Source organism: Pseudomonas sp. PDM25 (genome assembly GCF_019219045.1).
Classification (GTDB): Bacteria; Pseudomonadota; Gammaproteobacteria; order Pseudomonadales; family Pseudomonadaceae; genus Aquipseudomonas.
This window is the reverse complement of the sequence record NZ_JAHUWL010000005.1, coordinates 432,734-458,277: the sequence shown is the minus strand read 5'-3', so window position 1 is coordinate 458,277 and position 25,544 is coordinate 432,734. Positions and strand designations below refer to the sequence as shown.

General features: G+C 58.6%; 17 protein-coding genes, 1 tRNA gene and 1 pseudogene. 7 read left to right on the top strand and 12 right to left on the bottom strand.

Annotated features, from left to right (window positions below):
* The 3 genes and pseudogenes from KW848_RS31785 to nadE form a co-directional block, all read left to right on the top strand.
* Positions 1–96 (top strand): annotated as a pseudogene (locus tag KW848_RS31785) (IS110 family transposase); the annotation flags it as partial.
* Positions 97–252: 156 nt separating this feature from the next.
* Positions 253–1,479 carry a nicotinate phosphoribosyltransferase gene (gene pncB / locus KW848_RS12330; RefSeq protein ID WP_192409991.1) on the top strand — a complete coding sequence of 409 codons (1,227 nt, stop codon included), beginning with the start codon at positions 253–255 and terminating at the stop codon, positions 1,477–1,479.
* Positions 1,480–1,483: 4 nt separating this feature from the next.
* Positions 1,484–2,311, top strand: coding sequence for an ammonia-dependent NAD(+) synthetase (nadE, locus tag KW848_RS12325; RefSeq protein ID WP_111449245.1), 828 nt, complete (start codon positions 1,484–1,486; stop codon positions 2,309–2,311).
* A gap of 66 nt (positions 2,312–2,377) precedes the next feature.
* Here the strand turns inward: nadE and azu are convergent, their stop codons facing one another.
* Positions 2,378–2,824 (bottom strand): azurin, encoded by a 447-nt coding sequence (azu, locus tag KW848_RS12320; protein WP_111449246.1) that lies wholly within the window; start codon positions 2,822–2,824, stop codon positions 2,378–2,380.
* A gap of 343 nt (positions 2,825–3,167) precedes the next feature.
* On the opposite strand from azu, the gene KW848_RS12315 reads away from it, so the two are divergent.
* Together KW848_RS12315 and KW848_RS12310 are read left to right on the top strand one after the other, a co-directional pair.
* On the top strand, positions 3,168–3,755 hold the full coding sequence (locus KW848_RS12315) for a TIGR00730 family Rossman fold protein (RefSeq protein ID WP_008157022.1): 588 nt from the start codon (positions 3,168–3,170) through the stop codon (positions 3,753–3,755).
* 68 nt (positions 3,756–3,823) lie between these two features.
* A complete protein-coding gene (locus KW848_RS12310; protein ID WP_008157021.1) occupies positions 3,824–4,015 on the top strand; it encodes a hypothetical protein in 192 nt (63 codons plus the stop codon).
* Positions 4,016–4,238: 223 nt separating this feature from the next.
* Here KW848_RS12310 and KW848_RS12305 read toward each other — a convergent pair whose 3' ends face one another.
* The 4 genes from KW848_RS12305 to KW848_RS12290 form a co-directional block, all read right to left on the bottom strand.
* On the bottom strand, positions 4,239–5,129 hold the full coding sequence (locus KW848_RS12305) for a transglutaminase family protein (RefSeq protein WP_192409989.1): 891 nt from the start codon (positions 5,127–5,129) through the stop codon (positions 4,239–4,241).
* The gene (locus KW848_RS12300) at positions 5,129–7,615 is read right to left on the bottom strand and encodes a circularly permuted type 2 ATP-grasp protein (RefSeq protein ID WP_218536971.1); all 2,487 of its coding nucleotides are present in this window, start codon (positions 7,613–7,615) and stop codon (positions 5,129–5,131) included. The genes KW848_RS12305 and KW848_RS12300 overlap by 1 nt, the downstream gene beginning before the upstream one ends.
* A gap of 88 nt (positions 7,616–7,703) precedes the next feature.
* Entirely contained in the window at positions 7,704–10,979 is a 3,276-nt protein-coding gene (locus KW848_RS12295; RefSeq protein WP_218536970.1) for a DUF2126 domain-containing protein, read from the bottom strand.
* 386 nt (positions 10,980–11,365) lie between these two features.
* On the bottom strand, positions 11,366–13,669 hold the full coding sequence (locus KW848_RS12290; RefSeq protein WP_111449251.1) for a YgiQ family radical SAM protein: 2,304 nt from the start codon (positions 13,667–13,669) through the stop codon (positions 11,366–11,368).
* A 227-nt stretch (positions 13,670–13,896) separates the two neighbouring features.
* Between KW848_RS12290 and KW848_RS12285 the strand changes: the two genes are divergently transcribed.
* Entirely contained in the window at positions 13,897–17,862 is a 3,966-nt protein-coding gene (locus tag KW848_RS12285) for a dermonecrotic toxin domain-containing protein (protein WP_218536969.1), read from the top strand.
* 30 nt (positions 17,863–17,892) lie between these two features.
* Here the strand turns inward: KW848_RS12285 and dnaB are convergent, their stop codons facing one another.
* The 7 genes from dnaB to rnr all read right to left on the bottom strand — a co-directional run bounded on the left by dnaB (position 17,893) and on the right by rnr (position 25,180).
* Entirely contained in the window at positions 17,893–19,287 is a 1,395-nt protein-coding gene (gene dnaB / locus KW848_RS12280) for a replicative DNA helicase (RefSeq protein WP_033055553.1), read from the bottom strand.
* Between the two features lie 121 nt (positions 19,288–19,408).
* Positions 19,409–19,855, bottom strand: a complete 447-nt coding sequence (rplI, locus tag KW848_RS12275; protein WP_003197251.1) for a 50S ribosomal protein L9 — start codon at positions 19,853–19,855, stop codon at positions 19,409–19,411.
* A 19-nt stretch (positions 19,856–19,874) separates the two neighbouring features.
* Positions 19,875–20,768: a hypothetical protein gene (locus KW848_RS12270; protein ID WP_218536968.1), complete on the bottom strand. Its 894-nt coding sequence runs from the start codon at positions 20,766–20,768 to the stop codon at positions 19,875–19,877.
* Positions 20,769–20,804: 36 nt separating this feature from the next.
* Positions 20,805–21,035 (bottom strand): 30S ribosomal protein S18, encoded by a 231-nt coding sequence (gene rpsR, locus KW848_RS12265; RefSeq protein ID WP_002551829.1) that lies wholly within the window; start codon positions 21,033–21,035, stop codon positions 20,805–20,807.
* 28 nt (positions 21,036–21,063) lie between these two features.
* Positions 21,064–21,486: a 30S ribosomal protein S6 gene (rpsF, locus tag KW848_RS12260; protein WP_003217491.1), complete on the bottom strand. Its 423-nt coding sequence runs from the start codon at positions 21,484–21,486 to the stop codon at positions 21,064–21,066.
* Positions 21,487–21,791: 305 nt separating this feature from the next.
* Positions 21,792–22,553 carry a 23S rRNA (guanosine(2251)-2'-O)-methyltransferase RlmB gene (gene rlmB, locus KW848_RS12255; protein ID WP_218536967.1) on the bottom strand — a complete coding sequence of 254 codons (762 nt, stop codon included), beginning with the start codon at positions 22,551–22,553 and terminating at the stop codon, positions 21,792–21,794.
* Positions 22,550–25,180 (bottom strand): ribonuclease R, encoded by a 2,631-nt coding sequence (rnr, locus tag KW848_RS12250; protein ID WP_218536966.1) that lies wholly within the window; start codon positions 25,178–25,180, stop codon positions 22,550–22,552. The genes rlmB and rnr overlap by 4 nt, the downstream gene beginning before the upstream one ends.
* 226 nt (positions 25,181–25,406) lie before the next feature.
* On the opposite strand from rnr, the gene KW848_RS12245 reads away from it, so the two are divergent.
* Positions 25,407–25,493: transfer RNA gene (locus KW848_RS12245), tRNA-Leu, on the top strand.
* Positions 25,494–25,544: the final 51 nt, after the last annotated feature.

Below are 25,544 nucleotides of genomic sequence, written 5' to 3'. Positions count from 1 at the left end.
ACCACTCAGGCGCTGGTGATGCTGGCTCGCAAGCTTGCTCGGGTGGTATTCGCCTTGCTGAAAGGGCAAAGCGAATATCAGCCAAAAGCCAGTTGAGGGCTTTCCCTCAACCATAGAATCTCCCACAGTAAACCGTGGCGGTTTAAAAAATCACTGGCAATCCTTACTGCTGATATGCGCCACTAGCCCCATTCATTGAAACAGCTGCAACGTCGCTGCCACGGGCCGCGGCCAGCCTGGAGAACCCCCGTTATGAGCGAGAGCGTGTTTGGCGATCGCATCGTGCAGAACCTGCTCGACACCGACTTCTACAAACTGACGATGATGCAGGCGGTGCTGCACAACTACCCGAATGTGGAAGTCGAATGGGAGTTTCGTTGCCGTAACAGTGAAGATTTGCGCCCGTACCTGGCGGAAATCCGCTTCCAGATCGAGCGCCTTGCCGAGTTGAGCCTGAGCGCCGACCAGTTGAGCTTCATGGAGCGCATCAGCTTCATGAAGCCGGATTTCCTGCGTTTTCTCGGGTTGTTCCGCTTCAATCTGCGCTACATCCACACCGGTATCGAAAACGGCGAGCTGTTCATCCGCCTGCGCGGGCCATGGCTGCACGTGATCCTGTTCGAAGTGCCGCTGCTGTCCATCGTCAGCGAGGTGCGCAACCGCTATCGCTACCGTGAAGTCGTCCTGGAACAGGCGCGTGAGCAGCTCTACCGCAAGTTCGACTGGCTCACCGCCAACGCCAGCGCGCAGGAATTGTCCGAATTGCAGGTCGCCGATTTCGGCACTCGTCGTCGCTTCTCGTACCGCGTGCAGGAAGAAGTGGTGAACGTGCTCAAGCACGATTTCCCCGGTCGTTTTGTCGGCACCAGCAACGTGCACCTTTCACGGGAACTGGACATGAAACCGTTGGGCACCATGGCCCACGAATGGATCATGGCCCATCAGCAACTCGGCCCGCGGCTGATCGACAGTCAGATTGCCGCCCTCGATTGCTGGGTCCGCGAGTACCGTGGCCTTTTGGGGATCGCCCTCACCGACTGCATCACCACCGATGCCTTTCTCAGCGATTTCGACCTGTACTTCGCCAAACTGTTTGACGGCCTGCGCCATGATTCCGGGGATCCGGTGCTCTGGGCGGAAAAGGCCATCGCGCATTATCACAAGCTGGGTATCGACCCGATGAGCAAGACGCTGGTGTTCTCCGACAGCCTGACAATGCCAAGGTCCCTGGAGATTTTTCGGGCGCTGCGCGGTCGGATCAATGTCAGCTTTGGTATCGGCACCAACCTGACGTGCGATATTCCGGGTGTCGAACCGATGAATATCGTGCTTAAAATGGCCGCCTGCAACGGCCAGCCCGTGGCAAAGATTTCCGATGAGCCTGGCAAGACTCACTGCAAAGACCCGAATTTCGTCGCCTATTTGCGACACGTTTTCAAAGTACCTGCTGCCATTTCCAGCACATCAAGCAAGGAGTGAATTCATGCAAGCCGAACAGCGTGAGATTGCTGAACAGCTCAAGGTCCAGCCGCCGTTCGCCGACCAGGCCGCCCTCGAGGCTGAAGTCACCCGGCGGATTACCTTCATCCAGGATTGCCTGGTCAATTCCGGGCTCAAGACCCTGGTGCTCGGCATCAGCGGCGGCGTCGATTCCCTGACCGCCGGTCTGCTGGCCCAGCGTGCCATGCGCGAACTGCGCACACGCACCGGCGACAACAGCTACAAGTTCATCGCCGTGCGCCTGCCGTACGAAACCCAGTTCGACGAACACGACGCCCAGGCCTCGGTGGATTTCATCGCCCCGGACGAGCGCCACACCGTGAACATTGGCCCGGCGGTCAAATCCCTGGCCAGTGAAGTCGCAGCGTTTGAAGGCAAGCACGCAGTCTCGGTGGATTTCGTGCTCGGCAACACCAAGGCGCGGATGCGCATGGTCGCCCAATACACTATCGCCGGCGCAGCCCACGGCCTGGTGATCGGCACTGACCACGCAGCGGAAGCGGTGATGGGCTTCTTCACCAAGTTCGGTGATGGCGCGTGCGACCTGGCTCCACTGAGCGGTCTGGTGAAAAACCAGGTCCGGGACATCGCCCGCAGCTTCGGCGCGCCGGAGTCGCTGGTGGAAAAAATCCCCACGGCCGACCTGGAAGACTTGTCGCCCGGCAAGCCGGATGAAGCGTCCCACGGCGTGACCTATGCCGAGATCGACGCGTTCCTGCACGGCGAACCGGTGCGCGAGGAAGCGTTCAAGATCATCTGCGACACCTATAAAAAGACTCATCACAAGCGAGTGATGCCGTTTGCACCTTGATTGGGCGAACAGACAGGCACAAAAAAAGCGTCCACTTGGGACGCTTTTTTTATGCGTTCGATTCGATCACTTCAGGACAACAGTGCCTTTCATCATCGAGATGTGGCCCGGGAACGAGCAGAAGAAACCGTAGCTTTCGCCAGCAGCCAGTTTCGAGATGTCGAAGGTCACCGAGTCCGTTTCGCCAGCACCAATGATTTTGGTATGCGCGATAATGCGGGCATCACCTTCTTTCAGGTAGTTCTTCTCGATACCTGCACTCAGACCATCGGTGGCAATTGGCTGCATATCAGCTGTTTTACTCAGCACCCAGTTATGCCCCATGACGTTTTTCGGCAGGCTGCCGGAGTGTTTCAGCTCCACGGTGAACGTCTTGCAGCTCTTGTCGATGCTGATTTCCTTGGTATCGAAGGACATCTGGTCAGTCGAGTCGACAGTGACCTTGCACTCGGCAGCCATCAATTGGCTGCTGGCCAGTGTCAGCAGGGATACTGCAACAAGTTTGGCAAACATGGTGAATCTCCAAGGCAGGGTTAATAAAAGTGCGAATGGACAGAAGACTGCCTGAAAACTTCGCAAGTTCCTATGACCTGAATCAAAAATTGTATACAACTTTCGGGCTATGACACCTATCGAAACAATCTACCAGCCAGACGTCTGGGGCGGCCCTATCATCAGCTCGTCCTCACCCATCTGGAGCGTCAGTCATGTCCCTTAACAGCCTGTTGCGCAGTTTGCTCGCCGCCTATGCCTGTGGCGCCAGCGGAACCTTTGAAACACCTGAACGCGAAGTGTAGACCTTGGAACGCCGCGTGCCTGCCTTTACTCTGTGACCATCCTGACCATGGAGTAAGGCATGTCTTTAGCGTCCGTTTGTGTATTTTGCGGTGCCAGCACTGGCACCAACCCGGCTTATCGTGAAGCGGCTGTCGCCTTGGGGCGAGCATTGGCCGAGCGTAAGCTGACTCTGGTCTATGGCGGTGGCGCCGTCGGGCTGATGGGCATCGTCGCCGATGCTGCGCTGGCGGCCGGCGGTGAAGTGATCGGGATCATCCCGCAAAGCCTCAAAGACAAGGAAATCGGTCACAGCGGCCTGACTCGCCTGGAAGTGGTCGACGGCATGCATGCGCGCAAGGCGCGAATGGCCGAGCTCAGCGACGCCTTTATCGCCCTGCCCGGCGGCCTGGGCACGCTGGAAGAACTGTTCGAAGTCTGGACCTGGGGCCAGCTCGGCTATCATGGAAAACCGCTGGGGCTGCTGGAAGTGAACGGTTTCTACAGCAAGTTGACGTCTTTTCTCGATCATATCGTCGGTGAAGGCTTCGTTCGCGAACCGCACCGTGACATGCTGCAAGTGAGCGAATCGCCGCAAACCCTGCTTGATGAACTGGATGCCTGGCAGCCGACAGTGGTGCCAAAATGGATCGAGCAAAAACCCAGCTAACGGCTGGGCATCGATACAGGGCAGAATACGCGCCGCTCAACCTCACCTTCGACCCCAGAGGATCGCCCATGGCTAAACCCAATTATTCCTTCGCCAAACGTCAGAGAGACTTGGCCAAGGAGCAGAAGAAAGAGGAAAAACTTCAGCGCAAGAAAGCTACAGCTGAAGAAGAAGCCGCCGCACTGAACCCGGATGCAGAAGGTGAAGTGGCCGCAGAAGACGCTGTTGAAGCACCGAAAGATCAGGCGCCCGACGCCTGAGACCCTCAGGGCCCGATGATCTGATCAGGCCCACCGGATCTGTGTCCAGGGTCAGCAACGATGTTGCTGACCCTCACAGTCCCATCTGAAATGTCCCCTCCAGAACTGACTTGCACATTCCCATGTGGGAGCGAGCCTGCTCGCGATGACGGCGGCACATTTAGCAATTATTTGACTGATACTCCGCTATCGCGAGCAGGCTCGCTCCCACAGTGGATCGTGGTCACTCCAGCGGCATCACTGTGACGCGGACCTCCGGGTCATGATTACCGCCACCCAGAATCACCCCACGCAACGGCGATACATCGGAAAAGTCCCGGCCCCAGGCCAAGGTGATGTGTTCCAGCGCCGGCTGCACGTTGTTGGTCGGGTCGAAATCCACCCAACCGAGCACCGGGCAAAACACTGAAACCCAGGCATGTGACGCATCGGCGCCGATCAGGCGCGGCTGGCCCGATGGTGGCCGGGTCAGCAGGTAGCCGCTGATGTACCGCGCCGCCAACCCACGGGAGCGTACGCAGGCGAGCATCAGGTGAGCGAAGTCCTGACAAACACCACGCCGGCGCTCCAGCACTTCCACCAGCGGCGTCGCCACTTGGGTCGCCTCGGCATCGAAGGTGAACTCGCTGAAGATCTTCTCCATCAGCGCCTGAACACCCAACAGTAGCGGCCGACCCGATGGAAAGCAGCTTTCGGAAAACTCGACGAAGTTGCGCTTCAAATGCACGTAGGGCGATTCGAACCGGTAACGACACGCTTCCAGCAATTCGGGGGAAAGCGGCTGACTGCTGTAGGTCAGCGCGTTGCGGGTTTCTTCCCACGCGGGGGATTGATTGAAATCCAGCGCAGGCCGGGCCAGCACTTCGACGGTGAGCCGGGCATTGACCAGCAATTCATCATGAGGCCGCTCGAACGCCAACCGGGTCAGCGGATTACCGAACACATCCAGTTCATCGCGGCGGGTCGTCGGGTCGGGGCTGATCTGCAATTGTTGCTCGGTGCAGCGCTGCCAGGCACATGCACGCGGCCACAGGTGCGCGAGCTGCTGAGCCAGGGACACCGGGCTGTCGTAGTGATAATGGGTGTCATGGAGAATCTGGTAATGGGCGCTCATCAGACGGACACCGTGCGCTGGCTGACGTCATCGACGTGGGCAAAGTGGCGCAAGGCCAGACGATCCGACACTTGCCCGCTGGCGTCGGCGATCTCTTGCAACAGATCGGCCAGCCCCTCAATGGCGGCCCGAACGCTGGCTGCGCCGAACAGCGAGTTCTCCAGACATCCCAGATCGAACTGTGCCAGGCGTTCCACCAACTGCGGCAACCCCACTTCGCGAGGCACACCGAAGTCGTCATTCAAGCGCTTCAAGGTACGAGTCACCAGTTTCAACTGAAACAGCACGGCGTGAGGGTTCTGCTCGTCGAGCAGCAACAGGTCAAGCACCGGGATCAATTGCGCCACCGCCAGATAGCGCGATCGGTAGGTGATGCTGCTGTTGCCCAGTTCCAGCAGCCACTCCAGCCCGGCCTGATCGAAAGCACCGGCGCCGCGCAGAAATGCCGCCAGGCTGGCGCTGAGAAATTGCAGACGTTCGATCCGGCGCCCGATCATCAGGAAGCGCCAACCTTCGTCCCGGGTCATGTCGTCGAGGGCGAAACCGGATAACGCCGCCAGGGACATCACCAGACGGTTGAGGAAATCCAGCAACTCGCCGAAATCCGGTTCTTCGGCTTCCAGTTCCATGGCTTCGCGCTGCAACTCCACCAGCGCTTGCCAGTTTTCCCGCGAGAGCTTGCCGCGCACCTGCGAGGCCGCCCACTGCAAACGCTGCAGGTTGGAGCGCAGGCTGAACGACCAGTCATCGCCGAGCAATGCCGCCAGCAAACGCTCCGGCAACTCACCTTCATCGGGCAACAACATCAACCGCTCGCCCAGATCGACCGCCGCCTCCAGGGCTTGCGGGTCATCGCCATCGACATACCGCGCCAGCATGATTCGCAGCAGCCGCGCGCTGTCATCACAGCGTTCGCAATAACGGCCGAACCAGAACAGGTTTTCCACCACCCGTGACGGCAGGTATGGATCACGCCTTACCAGGTCGTGCACACCGATCGTGCGTTGGGTTTTCCATTGCTCACCGCTCGGCGGGCGATCGCCCAACACCCAGGTGTCTTTGCTCGCGCCACCGCGCTGCATCGACACCACTTCGGCGTCAGCCTCGGCGGCAACCCGGGTAAGACCGCCGGGCAACACCCGATAGCCCTCACGGCTGGCCACTGCGTACACGCGCATGCCAATGGCCCGAGGTTGCAGATAACCGTCTTCAGCCTGCCAGATCGGCGCTTGAGAAAGCTGAGCCAATTCTTGCGCGACATAGGCATAAGGCCGGGCCTGCATGCGCTCAGCCAGTTCCTGACGCTGTTTTTCACTCAAATCACGGCCAAATACCGGAGCAAAGCTCTGTGACGGGAAAGCCGGTTTGATCAACAACTCCGGCAATTTTTCCAGTGCCTGGGCCAGCACCGGCGCTTCACCGCACCACCAGGTCGCGATGGAAGGCAGGATCAATTCTTCACCGAACAGGAATTGATTGATCTTCGGCAGGAAGCCCAATAACCCCGGCGACTCCAGCACGCCGCTACCGAGGGCGTTGGCCACCAGCACCCGACCTCGGCGTACCGCTTCCAGCAACCCCGGCACACCAAGGGCCGAGTCAGTGCGCAGCTCCAGCGGATCGCAGAAATCATCGTCGAGCCGCCGCATGATCGCGTGGACCCGGCGCAGTCCGCTCAAGGTTTTCAGGTACACCGTGGCATCACGAACGGTCAGGTCGCCGCCCTCTACCAGTGGGTAACCGAGCTGGCGCGCCAAATAGAGGTGTTCGAAATAGCTTTCGTTGAAACGTCCCGGCGTCAGCAGCACGATCAGCGGCGCTTCGTCATCACTCGGCGCCTGACGGGCCAGGGTTTCCTGAAGCGTGCGGAAGAAGCCGGCCAGGTGCTGCACTTTCAAGTCGCGGTACAGCTCGGGAAAGGCCCGGGACACGATGGTGCGGTTTTCCAACGCATAACCGGCGCCGGACGGTGCTTGCGTCCGATCCGCCGTGACCCACCAACGGCCGTCAGGCGTACGCGCCAGATCCACGGCGTATAGATGCAGAAAAGCCCCGTCGGGTGGCGTAATGCCCTGACAGGGCCAGAGGAAATTGTTGTGACCGAAAACCAGCTCGGCAGGCAGCAGACCCTCAGCGATTAACCGTTGCGGGCCGTACAGATCTGCCAGCACAGCATTGAGCAAGCGTGCCCGCTGGGCGATTCCGGCCGATAACTGCTGCCATTCATCAGCTGCAATCACGTGCGGCAGCAGATCAAGCTCCCAAGGTCGATCCGCCCCCTTGGGATCGGCGTAGACGTTATAGGTCACGCCGTTTTCCTGGATCTGCCGGGTCAGCAGCGCCTGACGCTGCACCAATTGCGTTGGCGTGCAGCGTTGCAAATGGTCGAACAACCGACGCCAATGCGGGCGCACGGCGCCGCTGTCGTCGAGCAGTTCGTGATAAGTGCCCGCCGTCAGCGGGTAGCGGTCAAGCAGGTCAGGCATGGAAAGCTCGGCAGACAGCAAAGAACGGTCAGACTAACGCAGGCTCATGACGCCCGGATATACGAAAAATCCGAGCGTCGCGTACGGTTTAGAAACGTCGTAAATCGAGAGTCATCGGTAGCTCGTCGTTAATTTCCATATTGGGTATAGGAAGTTTCCCAGGCGTATGTCCGATGCGGAAAAAACGCGCCATTCGACGGCTCTCCGCCTCATTGGCGTTCACCGGCAAGCTGTCGTAGTTGCGTCCGCCCGGATGGGCAACGTGGTATTGGCAGCCACCCAGCGAGCGCTGCATCCAGGTGTCGAGCAAATCAAACACCAACGGCGCATGGACCGGAATGGTCGGTTGCAGGCAGTTGGCCGGTTGCCAGGCGCGGAAGCGCACGCCAGCGACAAACTCGCCGACCCGCCCGGTGGGTTGCAATGGCACCGGGATGCCATTGCAGGTCAGAAGATAACGCTGCGGCGGCAGGCCCGTGAGTTTGACCTGCAAACGTTCCAGCGACGAATCCACATAACGCACCGTGCCGCCGACTGCGCCCTCCTCACCCAGCACATGCCAGGGCTCCAGCGCCTGGCGCAATTGCAGCTCGATCCCGCTGACCGCGTAATCGCCGACCTTGGGGAAACGAAACTCCAGATGCGCCGCAAACCACTCGGCGCGCACGGGATAACCGGCGGCATTAAGGTCGACGATGACGTCGGCGAAATCCTGTTCGATGAAGTGTGGCAACAGGAAACGATCGTGCAGTTCCGTGCCCCAGCGCGCCAGTTTCGGCGGCGCATAAGGTTCGCGCCAGAACCGCGCCACCAGCGCCCGCAGCAACAACTGTTGCGCCAGGCTCATGCGCGCATGGGGCGGCATTTCAAAGGCGCGCAATTCGAGCAACCCCAGACGCCCCGTCGCCCCATCCGGTGAATAAAGCTTGTCGATGCAGAACTCGGCACGGTGCGTGTTGCCGGTCACGTCGATCAGCAGGTTGCGCAGCAACCGATCCACCAGCCACGGCGCGCACTCCTCGCCCGGTTCAGGCATCTGGGCAAAGGCGATTTCCAGTTCATACAACGCATCATTGCGCGCTTCATCGACCCGTGGCGCCTGAGACGTCGGGCCGATGAATAATCCCGAAAACAGGTAGGACAAGGACGGGTGGTTATGCCAGTAGCTGATCAGGCTGCGCAGCAGATCGGGGCGGCGTAGAAACGGTGAGTCAGCCGGTGTCGCGCCGCCCAGTACGAAATGGTTACCGCCGCCGGTGCCGGTGTGCCGGCCATCGATCATGAATTTCTCGGTGGTCAGTCGGGTCTGGCGCGCTTCTTCATAAAGAAATTCGGTGCGCTCGACCAGTTCATCCCATGTGGCGGACGGCTGCACGTTGACCTCGATCACACCCGGGTCGGGCGTGATCCGGAAGTTGCTCAGGCGCGGATCGCTCGGCGGTTCATAGCCTTCCAGCAACACCGGGCAATGCAATTCTTCGGCGGTGGCTTCGATGGCACTGACCAGTTCCAGATAATCCTCGACCCGCTCCAGCGGCGGCATGAACAGGTACAACCGCCCTTCTCGTGCTTCCGCGCAGAACGCCGTGCGGGTCAGCCAGTCGGCGGATTCGTCGATCTTTGGCGTGCGCTCATCAGCAACTGCAGGCTCGCCTTGGCTCTGAAGTTGCGCAGTGTCGGGCAGTGCAGGGAAATCCTGATTCGGGTCCACAGGATGAATGAACGGGTACTCCGCCGCTTTCACCCAAGGCTGCGAGCCGAGCGGCAAGCGATAGCCCAGCGGCGAATCCCCCGGCACCAGTCGGCAATGCTCATCGCGCAGATACCAGCGGCCGCTTTGCCATTGATCACCCTTGGCGGTGCGCGCCAGCGGCAGGACCTGGCCGATGACTTTGTCCAGACCCTGGCTGAAGACTTTGCGCAGGCGTGCACGTTCCAGAGGCTCTTCAAGACGTGAGTCTTCGGCGCTGACGTTCTGCGGCAAAGTGCCTTCGCGCCAGAGGTAATAGAAATTGTCTTCGTAGGCCGGAAACACAAAACGTGTCGGAATTTTCAGGCGTTCGGCGACACTCGCCAGAAAGCGTCCGGCCAACTCACCATTGGCACCGTAGTCTTGCTGCTCATCGGCAATCAACGCGCTGTTGTGCCAGATCGGCACATCGTCGCGGCGCCAGTAGCAGTTCAGTGACCAGCGCGGCAATTGCTCGCCGGGGTACCACTTGCCCTGACCGAAATGCACCAGACCTTTGGGCGCGTAGTGCTTACGCATGCGCTGGAACAGTTCGGCGGACAGACGCCGCTTGTCTGGCCCCAGTGCCGCCGTGTTCCACTCGGCGCCGTCTGGATCGTCGATGGAAACAAACGTCGGTTCGCCGCCCATGGTCAGGCGTACGTCACCTTCCAACAGGTCGGCATCGATCTGCCGACCCAAGGCCTGGATCGCCAGCCACTGGTCTTCGCTGTAGGGTTTTGTTACCCGTGGCGCTTCCCAAATCCGCTCCACGGACATTTCGTGGGTGAATTCGCACTCGCACGGTTCAACCAAGCCACTGATCGGTGCCGCAGAGCCCGGATCGGGACTACAGGCCAACGGAATGTGTCCTTCACCGGCAAACAGCCCAGAGGTCGCGTCCAGGCCGATCCAGCCGGCACCGGGCAAATAGACCTCACACCAGGCGTGCAGGTCGGTGAAGTCCACGTCAGTGCCCGACGGGCCGTCGAGGCTTTTAACGTCTGCGGTCAGTTGAATCAGGTAGCCGGAGACGAAACGCGCCGCCAGACCGAGGTTGCGCAACAGCTGCACCAGCAACCACGCGGAGTCGCGGCAGGAACCGGAGGCATGTTCCAGGGTGTGTTCGGGCGTTTGCACACCTGGTTCCATGCGGATCAGGTAGCCAATGTCTTCGCTCAGGCGCTGGTTGAGTGCGACGAGGAAATCGACGCTGGGCAGCGGCGTGCGGTCGATGCCATCCAGATACGCTTTGAACTTTGGCGTCAGGGGCAAGGTTTCCAGGTACGGCGCCAGTTCTTTGCGCTCATCCGCGGCGTAGGCGAAAGGGATCTTTTCCGCGTAGGGCTCAAGGAAGAAGTCGAACGGATTGAAGACCGCCATCTCTGCCAGCAGATCGACTTCGATCCGCAGCTCATCGGTTTTCTCCGGGAACACCAACCGCGCCAGGTAATTGCCCTGGGGGTCCTGCTGCCAGTTGATGAAGTGCTGCTCGGGCGAGACTTTCAGCGCGTAGGACAGTATCCGCGTGCGACTGTGGGCGGCCGGGCGCAGACGAACGATCTGCGGACCGAGCTCGACGGCGCGGTCGTAGCGGTAATGCGTGACGTGGTGCAATGCGACATGGATCGACACGGCGTGCCTCCTGCGAGCCTTAAGCGTATTGGAAAGCGCGCAAGACTTATGCCATCCAGCAGCGCTGGCGCTTTCTCCGGTTGCTTGAGGCAGTACAGCACCAAAATCGGGCGATGCGGGAATTTGGTTTGCGTCGATTGCACGGATTTGTGGCGTTCAGCTGCATTGTCGGCGCCAATACAGGCCTCTTCGCGAGCAAGCCCGCTCCCACAGGGTTTTCTGTGGATGCAGAATTTGTGAACGACAGAGATCACTGTGGGAGCGGGCTTGCTCGCGAAGAGGCCAGTTGCCCCAACACAGCTTCCGGCCCATCGCCCCGGTTTTCCGTGGCGCACAACGCAAAACGCCAACCCGTAGGTTGGCGTTTTGTTCAGCTCAAGCGAGGTTTAGCGCGGTACAACCGGCTTGCGCGCAGGCTTCGGACCCTTGCCTTTGGCCGCGTCCTTGCGATCCTTGGCCGCCTGCTGGTTGCGGGCGAATGCCGCTGCCTTGGCCTGTTCACGCTTGTCCCACGGATTGCCGCCATCGCTGGCGCGCGGTGGCAAGCCTGTGTGCTGGGTCAGGATCTTGGTGGTCTTCTCACCCGCAACTTTGTGGCTGCCAGCCGGCGTCGAGTTCTTGCGACGGGCGCTCTGGTAGCTGTCGGTTGCCGGCTGGTGCAGCGGGATCAACTGGTTCTTGCCCGGCCCGATCAGGTCGGCGCGGCCCATGCGGGTCAGCGCCTCACGCAGCATCGGCCAGCCTTTCGGGTCGTGATAACGCAAGAAGGCCTTGTGAAGACGACGCTGCTCTTCGCTCTTGACGATGGTCACGGCGTCACTCTTGTAAGTGACTTTGCGCAACGGGTTCTTGCCCGAGTGGTACATCGCGGTGGCGGTGGCCATCGGCGACGGGTAGAACGCTTGCACCTGGTCGGCACGGAAGCCATTGCCCTTGAGCCACAGGGCCAGGTTCATCATGTCTTCGTCGGTGGTGCCCGGGTGAGCGGCGATGAAGTACGGAATCAGGTACTGCTCTTTCCCGGCTTCCTTGGAGTACTTCTCGAACATGCGCTTGAACTTGTCATAGCTGCCGATGCCCGGTTTCATCATCTGATTGAGCGGACCTTCCTCGGTGTGTTCCGGGGCGATCTTCAGGTAACCACCGACGTGGTGGGTCACCAGCTCTTTGACGTATTCCGGCGACTCGACCGCGAGGTCATAGCGCAGACCGGAAGCGATCAGGATCTTCTTCACACCCGGCAAGGCACGGGCGCTGCGGTACAGCTGAATCAGCGACGAGTGATCGGTGTTCAGGTTCGGGCAAATGCCCGGGAACACGCACGAAGGCTTGCGGCACGCGGATTCGATTTCCGGGGTCTTGCAGGCGATGCGGTACATATTCGCGGTCGGGCCGCCGAGGTCGGAAATGACGCCGGTGAAGCCGGGGACCTTGTCGCGGATCTCTTCGATTTCGCGAATGATCGACTCTTCGGAACGGTTCTGGATGATCCGGCCTTCGTGCTCGGTGATCGAGCAGAAAGTGCAGCCACCGAAGCAGCCACGCATGATGTTCACCGAGAAGCGGATCATGTCGTAGGCAGGGATCTTTTCCTTGCCGTACGCCGGGTGCGGAATGCGCGCATAGGGCATGCCGAACACGTAGTCCATTTCTTCGGTGGTCATTGGAATTGGAGGCGGGTTGAACCAGACGTCGACTTCGCCGTGCTTCTGCACCAGCGCACGGGCGTTGCCCGGGTTGGTTTCCAGGTGCAGCACGCGGTTGGCGTGAGCATACAGAACTGCGTCACCGCGGACTTTCTCAACCGAAGGCAGACGAATCACGGTCTTGTCGCGAGTCATCTTCGGGCTGGCCAGAATCTGCACGACCTTGGCTTCACTCGGGTCTTCAACCGGACCTTTTTCCTGCTCGATGGCGCAGGCTTGGGTGTCCTGGGTGTTCACGTACGGGTTGATGATCTTGTCGATCTTGCCCGGACGGTCGATGCGCGTGGAATCGATTTCGTACCAGTCTTTCGGGGTGTCGCGACGAATGAATGCGGTACCGCGTACGTCGGTGATGTCTTCGATCTTGTGACCGTAGGACAGACGCTGGGCGACTTCGACGATCGCACGCTCGGCGTTGCCGTAGAGCAGGATGTCGGCGCTGGCGTCGATCAGGATCGAGTTGCGAACCCGGTCCTGCCAGTAATCGTAGTGGGCGATGCGGCGCAGGGACGCTTCGATGCCACCGAGAACGATCGGCACGTTCTTGTAGGCTTCCTTGCAACGCTGGCTGTAAACCAGGCTCGCGCGGTCCGGACGTTTGCCCGCCATGCCGCCAGGGGTGTAGGCGTCATCGGAGCGGATTTTTTTGTCGGCGGTGTAGCGGTTGATCATCGAGTCCATGTTGCCGGCCGCGACACCGAAGAACAGGTTCGGCTCGCCGAGCTTCATGAAGTCGTCTTTGGACTGCCAGTTCGGCTGGGCAATGATCCCGACGCGGAAGCCTTGCGACTCCAGCAGCCGGCCGATGATTGCCATGCCGAACGACGGATGGTCAACGTACGCATCACCGGTGACGATGATGATGTCGCAGGAATCCCAGCCAAGCTGATCCATCTCCTCCCTGCTCATCGGCAGGAATGGCGCTGGACCGAAACATTCGGCCCAGTACTTGGGATAGTCAAATAACGGCTTGGCTGTTTGCATGACGATGACCGGTGTTGAGATGAAAAATCGCGGGCGCGGAATATAGCACAAAAAATAACCAATTCCGACAACAGCGGTCGGCTTTTACCCTCAGGCCCGCCCCCCTGACCGATACAGCACATTTCGCTGGGCACAGGTCACTACATAGAGATTCTTCAAGCAAAAAACCCGCGAGTAATCTGGCGCTTCAATTATCAGACTGGCTTATCCAGAGCCACGGAGCGCCCTTGAACGATTCGACTTTACACAATACAGCCCCCGCACCTACCCCTGCGGCCCTATCTGCTCACGCAAGTTTCATCCAGAGCAAGCTGCCTGGCTGGCTAGTCGAGGGATCCGCCGAACAACGCAAAACGTTTCGCGCTTGCCTGCTCAAAAGCAATGCCGCCAGGCAGGCGTTGGCCTCAGTCTTCGAGGATCTGAAAAACCCCGTGAACTTTGCCCGATCCTTGTTGAGTGAAAAGCTTACAGGGCACCTGGGATCGCTGGACGCTGAAAAATCCACACTGCTGCGCGAGTGGAAGAACTCCCATCTCCTGGGGCTGATCAAAACACATCATAAAACCACCGAACAAACGCTTGTAGACGCCGCTTTGCAGAACTTCGAACCTTCCGAAGCCCAGAGCGGTGGTTTTGAAGCGGGATCGGCCATCTATTTGTCCGGGTACGTCGAAAAGAAAAAAAGCGCTGTCAGCCCAGAAAACTTCGCCGGGGTTTGTCGCGAGCTGGACATCGGCATGCAGTACCAGAGACACATCAGCGAAATACTGGAACCTTGCGCAACGGCGGGAACAACCGCCACTCACTCGGCAAACCAGATAAAGGCCCTGATCAGGAACGACGATCAAAATACTTTTGAGGCGGCGATCCACATCGCCCTGATGAAGAAATCCATCAACAAAGATCTTTACACGCTATTACTCGAACTGAGCCACGCCGGCAGCCACAAGGACTTGATCTGTTCACAGCTGACTCTGGACGGCATAGCCCTTCCGGGCATCGTGATACTTCGGGATAAATGGCCTCAGATCAAACACGTCCTTTACATTCCCGATGATCCCGATAACGCGATCAAACGATATGACTCATATAACGCGCTTCAAAAAGCCTTGGCAATTAAGCTGGACACACCCTCTTACCGCAAATTCTTCAATCGCTTCATTCCGTTTGAGCGCCAGGGAACGCCGCTGACCACAGGCACTTTGTGGTCAGGCGAAACCCGCCTTGGTAATCCGTCTTTTGCCAAACCCTTAGTGCGTGTCGATATGGCCGGTGACATCTATGAAACGGCCTTCAAGCAACGCATTGCCCACCTGAAAGCTGATGCACGTGTACTGGCGGTCCCCACGGCAGATGCCAACACCGCCAGCAGCTTGAAAAAACGTCAGGAGCTCGAGGCAGCAGGAGAGTCGCTGTTATTTTTCGCCGCGTCCTTCATACCGGTCATCGGTGAAGTGATGCTGGCGGTAACAGCGTTGCAGTTACTTCACTCGGTCTATCACGGCGTTGCCGCCTGGAGTCGTGGCGATACCGATGAAGCGTTGAATGATCTGCTCGACGTCGCAGACGCCGCGGCTCTGGGCATCATCACGGCAGGCGCAATAAAAACCACCGGGATCGCCACTCACCTGGTGAAAATCAGGTTGAGCGACAATAGCGAACGACTCTGGCACCCCGATCTGATGCCCTATCGGAATACACTTCAACTCCCTGAAAACATCCATCCCAACGCTCAAGGTTTGTATAAACACAACGCAAAAACCTATGTAGCACTGGAAGACCATTTCTATGAAGTAAAGGTCAACATCGCCACCCGGCAGTGGGAGCTGCAACACCCTTCTGATCCAAACGGGTATGCACCACAGATGGTACAAAACGATGCCGCCGGATGGCGCCATCTGCACGAGGACCCGCGCACTTGGGATGGGTTGAAACTGATCAGGCGTCTTGGCCCTGTCGCACGCAATATCCGCCAAGAAGCCGTCGAGCCCATTCTGCTGGTCTGCGGATTAGACAGATTGGCTCTCATTGAACTTCATCTGAACACCCAACGTCCGCCGGCCCTGCTGACCGATGTGTTGAAGCGCTTTGATTTGAGGCAGGAAATAAATGATTTCAAGATAGAACGCAGCAAAGGTACTAAAACCGGCGCTTACTCACCGTTCATCTTGCTGCACCTGCTCACCACACTGAGCGGCTGGCCAACCACTCGATACCTGACCGTAGTCGACGGGACTGAAACACTCTTTGCTTTTGGTGACTCCGCCGATGCAACACTGCCAGAACTTAGATTGACCTACGCCCAACTCAGAAACGGCGAACTGACTGACGCCGTTGTCGAGAAGCTGGAAACTGAAGAGCTCAGTGAGCTGCTCAAAGAGCTGGCGCCCTCCACTGCCTCTAACGCAGAGCGCCTGGCACAGTGTCTCGAGATCAAACTTGCGGCAACAAAAGCTCTGCTGTTTTCAAAAGTTTATGCGTTGACCGATCAACCGGAAAACTCGATTCAGGAACACATTCGCACGAAGTATCCAACGCTGCCAAAAAGCTATCTGCAACAAATGACACTCAGCCTCAGCGCACTGGAAAAACAACAAATCGTGCGGGAACGGAAGTTGCTGCCACTCATGGAAAAGGAAGCAGCCGAATATTCCAAAGAAGTGGAAACAGCACGTACTTATGAGGGGCTTTATCTTGATTCGGCTCGCCCTCTCGACACCGACAAACTCATCCTCACGAACCTCAAGCACTTGCCTGACTGGGCCGACTCGGTGCACATCGAAATGCGTGATGCAACCCTCAACGGCACATTGCTGAGCAGCGTCGGCAGTGACACAGCCGTTCATCGCAGGGTTCTGGTTCGAGCAGGCACGCAGTACAGGGCTTATGATGCTGCGGGAAATTCGCTTAATGGATTGGCCGACCTCTATACCTCGATCAAAGCGGCCCTGCCTGAAGCCGAGCGCTTTGCCATTGCCAATAGCTGGACTGACCGCGTCAAAACCGCGCTCAACAATGTCATTGAGCATTTACACAAACAACCTTTGGCTATTCGGGAAGCTGATGCGTCATGGGCTACCGAGCCCGTAACCCCAGGCGTGCCTCTCGATACCTATTTTGCCCGGCAAGAAACACCGACGAATCTGTCGCTGCGCGCAGATGGCGTTTATGAACAGCGCCCCCTACAAGGTGGCACGCACACGTATTACGTGCAGGAAAACGGTCTGTACTATCAAGTGCAATACGCCAAACCGGGTTGGCAAGTCATCGATGCGCGCAGCCCCTATCGAGCGTACAAGCCCTATGTGCGGAAAAAGGCTGAGGGTGGTTGGGAGATCGATACCGATAGCGGCTTACCTGGCGGCACTCCGGGCGTTGGCTCGTCCAGGCACCTCGATATTCCGGAGGAGGCAAGCGGCAGCTATCACAGCGCCACCGAATACATCATGCCTGTGCCATTCACTGCCGCCGAACGAGAGCGAATGTCCAGCATCAGATCCTTTCAACAGGCCATCAACACACGCGGCAAATATGATCGCGCCAACAACGGCCGTTACCCCCTCAGGGACTTGAAAGGGCAACCGTTACGCATCAAAAAAATTCAGCAGCAGGCCAGATCGGCTGATGGCGGTACCCGCTACCAGGCCGTGGCAATCAAACCTTACATTCAATGGGAGGGCTTCGAAGACGTAGCCAACCTGTACGAAGAGAAACTGGCGCTACGTACATTCACCGCCGCCGACTGCAAGATGCCTGAGGAAAGGACCTTGATCGGGCAAGACATGGTGAGCAACAAAAAGCCGCTGGTTAAAGGGGAGATTCTTGGGGTCTATGGGGGAGGATTGATACCCGGTTATGTCGGTGTCGCCAGAAAGGACCCATTCCTCATCGATGTACTGCCCGGGAAGCTGTTCACCCACGCCCGACCTTCTACCGTTCTGTTGTCTGGAGACAATGTGCTGTCCCGAATGAATACTCTCTTCGAGTATGAACAGGGCAAGCCGGCACGACAGGCAACAACGGGGTACAACGTCGAAGCCGTGCCGTTCGATGTGGTGGTTCAAGCCCAAGGCGCAGGCAAGGAAAAATACTTGCTGTACGCCTTCTTTGCCATCGACGACATTCCCGTCGATAACGAGCTGCGTTGGAACTATGGCTACACCGAGCAAGCGATCAGAGCCCTGTTCGCCTGAAACACAGCTATCAACCGGACACCCTTGACGTTACTCGTCGTCGAAGTTGTAGCTGCCCGGCGCCAGGTTTTCGAAGCGGGTGTACTTACCGATGAACGCCAGTCGTGACGTACCGATCGGGCCGTTCCGCTGCTTGCCGATGATGATCTCGGCGATGCCTTTGTGCTCGGTTTCCGGGTGATACACCTCGTCCCGGTACACGAACATGATGACGTCGGCATCCTGCTCGATCGCTCCGGATTCCCGGAGGTCGGAGTTGATCGGGCGTTTGTTCGGTCGCTGCTCCAGGGAGCGGTTGAGCTGGGACAACGCCACCACCGGGCAGTTGAATTCCTTGGCCAGGGCTTTCAAGGAACGGGAAATCTCGGAAATCTCGTTGGTCCGGTTGTCACCGCCAGAACCCGGGATCTGCATCAATTGCAGGTAGTCGATCATGATCAGCGCGATATCGCCGTGTTCACGCACCAGACGCCGGGTCCGTGCGCGCATTTCCGAGGGGCTGATACCGGCCGTATCGTCAATGAACAGCTTGCGATCGTTGAGCAAGTTGACCGCCGATGTCAGGCGCGGCCAATCGTCGTCTTCCAGGCGACCGGCACGAACCTTGGTCTGATCGATCCGGCCGAGGGACGACAACATACGCATGATCAGCGATTCGCCTGGCATCTCCAGCGAGTAAACCAAGACGCATTTGTCGCTGCGCAGCACGGCGTTTTCCACCAGGTTCATCGCAAAGGTGGTTTTACCCATGGATGGACGGCCGGCGACGATGATCAGGTCAGACGGCTGCAGGCCGCTAGTCATACCGTCGAGATCGGTATAACCGGTGGACAGGCCGGTAATGGCGTTGTCCGTGTTGAACAAGGTGTCGATGCGGTCGATGGCCTTGGTCAACAGGTCATTCACGCTCACCGGGCCGCCGGTTTTTGGCCGGGCCTCGGCGATCTGGAAAATCTGCCGTTCGGCTTCGTCGAGAATCTCTTCAGCCGAGCGGCCTTCCGGGTTGAAGGCGCTGTCGGCGATTTCGGTGGCGATGCCGATCAACTGCCGCAACGTCGCCCGCGCACGAACGATCTGGGCATACGCCTTGATGTTGGCGACGGACGGCGTGTTTTTTGCCAGTTCGCCAAGGTATCCGAGGCCGCCAACTTGCGACGTCTGGCCTTCCTTGTCCAATTGCTCGGCAAGGGTCACGACGTCGATCGGCGAGTTCTGGTCAGCAAGCTTGGCGATCGCGCGGAAGATCAAACGGTGGTCATGTCGATAGAAATCGCCGTCCGATACTTGATCAAGCACGCGCTCCCAGGCGTTGTTGTCCAGCATCAAACCACCGAGCACGGCCTGTTCGGCCTCGATGGAATGCGGCGGCACCTTCAGGGCAGCGGTTTGCAGATCGTATTGCTCGGGAGCGGAGATATCGTTCATGGCCACTTGGAATTAGATGTGAAAATCAGGAACTGCAGAAAGACAAAGGGCACGACCTGTAAACAGGATCGTGCCCGATGTTACCGGCAAGCACCCGAGGGCACCAGCCGACAAGTGCTGCTTAAGCTGCTACCACGACAACGCGTACGGTGGCTTCAACTTCGGCGTGCAGGTGCACGGCTACGTCGAATTCGCCTACGTTGCGGATAGTGCCGTTCGGCAGACGAACTTCGCTTTTTGCAACTTCAACGCCAGAGGCGGTCAGTGCATCAGCGATGTCGTGAGTACCGATCGAACCGAACAGCTTGCCTTCGTCGCCAGCGGTGGCAGTGATAGTCACTTCCAGCTCAGCCAGTTGGGCAGCGCGGCTTTCAGCCGAAGTTTTACGATCTGCTGCGGCTTTTTCCAGCTCAGCACGACGCTCTTCGAACGCAGCCAGGTTGGCAGCGGTCGCAGCGGTAGCTTTGCCGTAAGGCAGCAGGTAGTTACGACCGTAACCAGCCTTAACGTTCACTTTGTCACCCAGGTTGCCCAGGTTGGTGACTTTTTCCAGAAGGATCAGTTGCATGTGAAAATCCTCTTAACTTTTAACCTTCACCGTTCGCGCTATCGACGTCTTTCGGCGTCGAACGACCGCGAAAATCAATCAGGCTGTCGACGATGGCCAAGACCACCAGCAACGGATAGATCAGCTGCATGAACAGCAACAGCGTGACGTACAACCCCACCAGCCAGAACCTGGCCAGTCGCTTTTGCGCCACCAGCCCGTGAATCAGGGCCAGCCCGGCGAACACCAGCGGTACACTGCACAACGGCGTCAACATGGCCATCTGTGGACCGAGGTTCGGTCCCAGAAGCATGAACGCCAGCAGCAACATCGCCAGCCCCAGCGGGAATCGGATGGCGCGAAACTCGCGACCAAAACCACCCGGGTTGTACAACAACGCCTGCCAGTAGCGCCCGACAAGCAGGCTCAGCACACTGACGATTTGCAACAAGGCCGCAATCAGGCCGGTCAGGACCGGTGCGATCAGGGACGCAAAATGCGCTTGCTCGTCTACCGACAACTTCTGGTAGACATCACCGAGTAGCGACGGCATGACTTTTATCAAAGCCTGCGCCAGCATCTCGATTTGGGGACCAAAAGCCGTCCCCAGCACCACTGAAAACACCACTCCCATCGCTATGCTGACCAGCAGCACGCGGTTCCAGGATTCGCTTGCGCGCAAAACCAACGCAAGGCTCCAAGACCCCAGCAGCACCAGAAGTGCCCGTGGGTCATCGGAGTAAAGCCACCAGATCAACGCCGGCAGCAGTCCCAGAGCAAGAACGCCCAGGGCGTCCTTCAATCCGCGCCGCAGGAGCACAAGGCAACCCGCGGCAGCACCCAACCAATACAACAACGGCAATGTTGCGCATCCGGCCACTACCAGAGTGGCCTGCATACGGCCGCGCATGATGAACTCAGCTATGGCACGCATGCTTTCAATCCTTTGCTACGTGTCGACTGCCCGGTCTCAGCGGCCGTGGCTGTCGGTGTAGGCCAGCAGGGCCAGGAAGCGGGCGCGCTTGATAGCGGTGGCCAGCTGACGCTGATAACGTGCTTTGGTACCGGTGATGCGGCTTGGAACGATTTTGCCGGTCTCGGATACATAAGCTTTCAGAGTGTTGAGATCTTTGTAATCGATCTCTTTCACGTCTTCAGCGGTGAAGCGGCAGAATTTACGACGACGGAAGAAACGTGCCATGTAATAGGCTCCTCAAAAGGTCCGTGGATTACTCGTCAGCGTTATCGCTGTTGTCGCTGTCATCACTGTCAGCGCTTTCAGCGCCTTCGTGCTCAGGACGGTCGCGACGCTCACGGCGCTCACTGCGGTTTTCTTCAGCCTTGAGCATCTCGGATTGGCCGGTAACGGCTTCTTCGCGACGGATGACCAGGTTACGGATCACTGCATCGTTGTAGCGGAAGTTGTCTTCCAGCTCGGCCAGGGCCTTGCCAGTGCATTCAACGTTCAGCATCACGTAGTGAGCCTTGTGAACATTGTTGATTGCGTAGGCCAGTTGACGACGGCCCCAATCTTCCAGACGGTGGATTTTGCCGCCGTCTTCTTCGATCAGCTTGGTGTAACGCTCTACCATGCCGCCGACTTGCTCGCTTTGATCCGGGTGGACCAAAAAGATGATTTCGTAATGACGCATGAATGCTCCTTACGGGTTGTAGCCTGCCGCTCAAAAGCGGTCAGACAAGGAGTGAATGACACTTATGGACTTGCTTGCGATAGACACATGCGTGCCTGCCGTCACAGCAAGGGGCGCAATTGTAGAGAAGGGACAGAAGAGGTGCAAGGCAATTGGTGATTATTTGAACAACCACCAATGTTCGCCAGGCATAAATCATTGTGGGAGCGGGCTTGCTCGCGAAAGCGGAGTGTCATTCAGCACAAGCGTTGAATGTCAGACCGTATTCGCGAGCAAGCCCGCTCCCACATTAGAACTGCGTCGGATCAGGACTTTTTGCTGGCAGCCTTGACGCTGCGCTGGCGCTGGGCTTCAAACAGGCAGACGCCGGTCGCCACGGAAACGTTGAGACTGCTGACACTGCCCGCCATCGGCAGGTGCACCAGGTAGTCGCAAAGATCGCGGGTCAGGCGACGCATACCGCTGCCTTCAGCACCCATGATCAGGATGGTCGGGCCGGTCATGTCGTGCTGATACAGACTCTGCTCAGCCTCGCCCGCCGTACCGACAACCCACAAGCCACGCTGCTTGAGCTTTTCCAGGGTGCGCGCCAGATTGGTCACCGCAACCAACGGAATCACTTCCGCCGCGCCGCAAGCCACTTTACGTACCGTCGGGGTCAGCGTGGCTGACTTGTCCTTCGGAACGATCACCGCCAGTGCGCCTGCCGCATCGGCAGAACGCAGGCAAGCGCCGAGGTTGTGCGGATCGGTCACGCCGTCGAGCACTAGCAACAGCGGTGCGCCTTCGGTGCGATCGAGCAACTCGTCGAGCATCGCCTCGCCCCAGACCTGGCTCGGACTCACCTCTGCCACCACGCCCTGGTGCACGCCTTCAACCCAGGCATCCAGCTCACGGCGTTCGGCGTTGCCAACGGCCACGCGGTTTTCGTTAGCCAGCTCGATCAGCGTCTGAACACGCGGATCACTGCGGCCTTCGGCCAACCAGATCTGCTTGACGCGTTTTGGGTGGTGACGCAGCAACGCTTCTACAGCGTGCACGCCGTAGATCTTTTCCAACTGACTCATGACTTGGCCTTCGGTTTACGCGCCCCGCCGCTTTTGGCGGCTGGCGCAGAACCCGCTTTTGGCGGGCCTTTACGGTGTTTGCTCGTTTTGGCTGGCTTGCCGCCGGGAGCCTTGTCAGGCGCCGACCGTCCGGTCTTTCCCCCAGACGCCGCTTTACCGCCGCTTTTCGCTTCAGACAATAACGCCTGCTTCAATTCGCGGCTTTTGCGCAATTCGGCATTTTTCGCCGCAGCATCGCTCGGGCGATAGGCTTCGACAGCCTTTTCCTTGGCAGGACGACGACCGGTTTTAGCCGGGGCCGGTTCTGCGGCTGTTTTTGCAGCAGGAGCAGAGGTTTCAGTCCCTCGCTTCTTGCGACCAATCGGCGCGCTGATGGTTTTTTCAGCCATCTCGAAGTCGATCTTGCGCTCGTCGAGGTCGACGCGCATAACGCGCACTTCAACGGTATCGCCAAGACGGAAGCTGCGACCGGTACGCTCACCGGCCAGGCGGTGGTGCACAGGATCGAAGTGGTAGTAATCGCCCGGCAGCGCGGTGACGTGCACCAGGCCTTCGACGTAGATATCGGTCAGTTCGACGAACAGACCAAAACCGGTCACGGCAGTGATCACACCCGGGAACGACTCGCCCACACGGTCTTTCATGAACTCGCACTTGAGCCAGTTCACGACGTCGCGGGTCGCTTCGTCGGCACGGCGCTCGCTCATCGAGCACTGCTCGCCGAGCTGCTCCAGGATCGCTTCGTCGTACGGGTAGATGCGCGCTTTCGGAATGGTCATCGCGCCAGCACGGCGAACGTGCGGGGTGTCCATTTTCGAATGGATGACGCTGCGAATCGCCCGGTGCGTGAGCAAGTCCGGGTAGCGGCGGATCGGCGAGGTGAAGTGGGTATAGGCTTCGTAATTCAGGCCGAAGTGGCCCTGATTATCGGCGCTGTACACAGCCTGGCTCAACGAACGCAGCATAACGGTCTGGATCAGATGGAAATCCGGACGGTCCTTGATGCTCGCCAGCAATGCCTGGTAGTCCTTCGGCGACGGGCCGTCCTTGCCTTTGTGCAGGGACAGACCGAGCTCGCCAAGGAAAGCGCGCAGTTTTTCCAGACGCTCCGGTGGCGGGCCATCGTGGACGCGGTACAGCGCTGGGATTTCGTGCTTTTTCAGGAATTCGGCGGTGGCCACGTTGGCCGCCAGCATGCATTCCTCGATCAGCTTGTGCGCATCATTACGAACGGTCGGACGGATTTCGGCAATCTTGCGCTCGGCCCCGAAGATGATCCGGGTTTCCTGCGTTTCGAAATCGATCGCGCCACGCACGTGACGAGCGGCCAGCAGCACTTTGTACAGTGCGTAAAGCTGCTTGAGGTGCGGTAGAACGTCGTTGTACTCGCCACGGAGCTCACGCGCCTCGGTGAGTTTCGGCGTTTCCAGCATCGCGCTGACTTTGTTGTAGGTCAGGCGAGCGTGGGAGTGAATCACCGCTTCGTAGAAGCAGTAGTCGGTCATCTCGCCGGATTTGGAGATGGTCATCTCGCAAACCATGGCCAGACGATCGACGTGCGGATTCAACGAGCACAGGCCGTTGGACAGCTGCTCAGGCAGCATCGGCACGACGCGCTCGGGGAAATACACCGAGTTGCCACGAACCTGGGACTCGTTGTCCAGCGCCGAACCGATTTTCACGTAGCTGGAAACGTCGGCAATCGCCACGTACAACTTCCAGCCGCCGGAGAACAGGCGCAGCTTGCCCGGCTTGGCTTCACAGTAGACCGCATCATCGAAGTCACGCGCATCTTCACCGTCGATGGTCACGAACGGCAGATGGCGCAGGTCGATGCGCTTCTCTTTGTCTTTCTCTTCGACTTCCGGCTTGAGCTTGGCGGCCTCTTTCAACACAGCCTCAGGCCAGACGTGAGGAATGTCGTACGTGCGCAGGGCAACGTCGATTTCCATGCCCGGCGCCATGTAGTTACCCACGACTTCGACCACGTCGCCTTGCGGCTGGAAGCGTGGCGTCGGCCAGTGAGTGATCTTCACTTCGACGAACTGACCGATCTGGGCGTTGGCGTTACGACCCGGGGTCACCAGCACTTCTTGCTGGATCTTCGGATTGTCCGCAACGACGAAACCAATGCCGCCCTCTTCGAAGTAACGACCAACGATGGTCTCGTGGGCACGGGACACCACTTCGACGATCATGCCTTCGCGGCGACCGCGACGGTCGAGGCCGGAAACGCGGGCCAGGGCACGATCGCCATCGAACACCAGACGCATTTGCGCCGGGCTCATGAACAGGTCGTCACTGCCGTCGTCCGGGACCAGAAAGCCGAAGCCGTCACGGTGACCGCTGATGCGGCCCAGGATCAGGTCGAGCTTGTCCACCGGCGCATAGGTGCCGCGACGGGTATAGATGAGTTGAGCGTCGCGCTCCATGGCGCGCAGGCGGCGGCGCAGGGCTTCGATCTGGTCTTCTGTGGTCAGACCAAACTCTTCGACCAGCTGCTCGCGGTTAGCAGGCGAACCCCGATCAGCAAGATGCTGAAGGATCAGTTCGCGGCTAGGAATAGGGTTATCATATTTTTCCGCTTCACGAGCGGCCTCGGGATCGAGGGACTGCCAATCGGCCATTAGAGAGTTTTCACCTTGTCTATATGCGGGTTAGTTTGGCATAGGCGTAATGAAACGGGAAATTTCAGGCTATGACAGCCCATCTAAAGCCCTATATCGACACCGAGAAGCTGAATTAAATGCCACTGGTAAAATTTTCCAGGTTTTTTCGACCTCAGGGGTTTACAGTTAAAAAGACGCTCCGTATAGTGCGCGCCATCGACGACGCAGACGCATTGCCGATAATGCCCAGATGGTGAAATTGGTAGACACGCCAGCTTCAGGTGCTGGTGACCGCAAGGTCGTGGAAGTTCGAGTCTTCTTCTGGGCACCAATTTCGAGCTTGAGATTAGATCAATTTCAAGGCTCACACAAAAACCCGCGA

What these genes read in the sequence shown, in the direction of transcription:
- pncB (WP_192409991.1), top strand. Translation starts at nt 253, where the DNA reads ATGAGCGAGAGCGTGTTTGGCGATCGCATCGTGCAGAACCTGCTCGAC.
- KW848_RS12305 (WP_192409989.1), bottom strand. Translation starts at nt 5,129, where the DNA reads ATGAGCGCCCATTACCAGATTCTCCATGACACCCATTATCACTACGAC.
- KW848_RS12310 (WP_008157021.1), top strand. Translation starts at nt 3,824, where the DNA reads ATGGCTAAACCCAATTATTCCTTCGCCAAACGTCAGAGAGACTTGGCC.
- nadE (WP_111449245.1), top strand. Translation starts at nt 1,484, where the DNA reads ATGCAAGCCGAACAGCGTGAGATTGCTGAACAGCTCAAGGTCCAGCCG.
- KW848_RS12290 (WP_111449251.1), bottom strand. Translation starts at nt 13,669, where the DNA reads ATGCAAACAGCCAAGCCGTTATTTGACTATCCCAAGTACTGGGCCGAA.
- rpsR (WP_002551829.1), bottom strand. Translation starts at nt 21,035, where the DNA reads ATGGCACGTTTCTTCCGTCGTCGTAAATTCTGCCGCTTCACCGCTGAA.
- KW848_RS12315 (WP_008157022.1), top strand. Translation starts at nt 3,168, where the DNA reads ATGTCTTTAGCGTCCGTTTGTGTATTTTGCGGTGCCAGCACTGGCACC.
- KW848_RS12300 (WP_218536971.1), bottom strand. Translation starts at nt 7,615, where the DNA reads ATGCCTGACCTGCTTGACCGCTACCCGCTGACGGCGGGCACTTATCAC.
- rpsF (WP_003217491.1), bottom strand. Translation starts at nt 21,486, where the DNA reads ATGCGTCATTACGAAATCATCTTTTTGGTCCACCCGGATCAAAGCGAG.
- rplI (WP_003197251.1), bottom strand. Translation starts at nt 19,855, where the DNA reads ATGCAACTGATCCTTCTGGAAAAAGTCACCAACCTGGGCAACCTGGGT.
- rlmB (WP_218536967.1), bottom strand. Translation starts at nt 22,553, where the DNA reads ATGAGTCAGTTGGAAAAGATCTACGGCGTGCACGCTGTAGAAGCGTTG.
- dnaB (WP_033055553.1), bottom strand. Translation starts at nt 19,287, where the DNA reads ATGAACGATATCTCCGCTCCCGAGCAATACGATCTGCAAACCGCTGCC.
- KW848_RS12270 (WP_218536968.1), bottom strand. Translation starts at nt 20,768, where the DNA reads ATGCGTGCCATAGCTGAGTTCATCATGCGCGGCCGTATGCAGGCCACT.
- rnr (WP_218536966.1), bottom strand. Translation starts at nt 25,180, where the DNA reads ATGGCCGATTGGCAGTCCCTCGATCCCGAGGCCGCTCGTGAAGCGGAA.
- azu (WP_111449246.1), bottom strand. Translation starts at nt 2,824, where the DNA reads ATGTTTGCCAAACTTGTTGCAGTATCCCTGCTGACACTGGCCAGCAGC.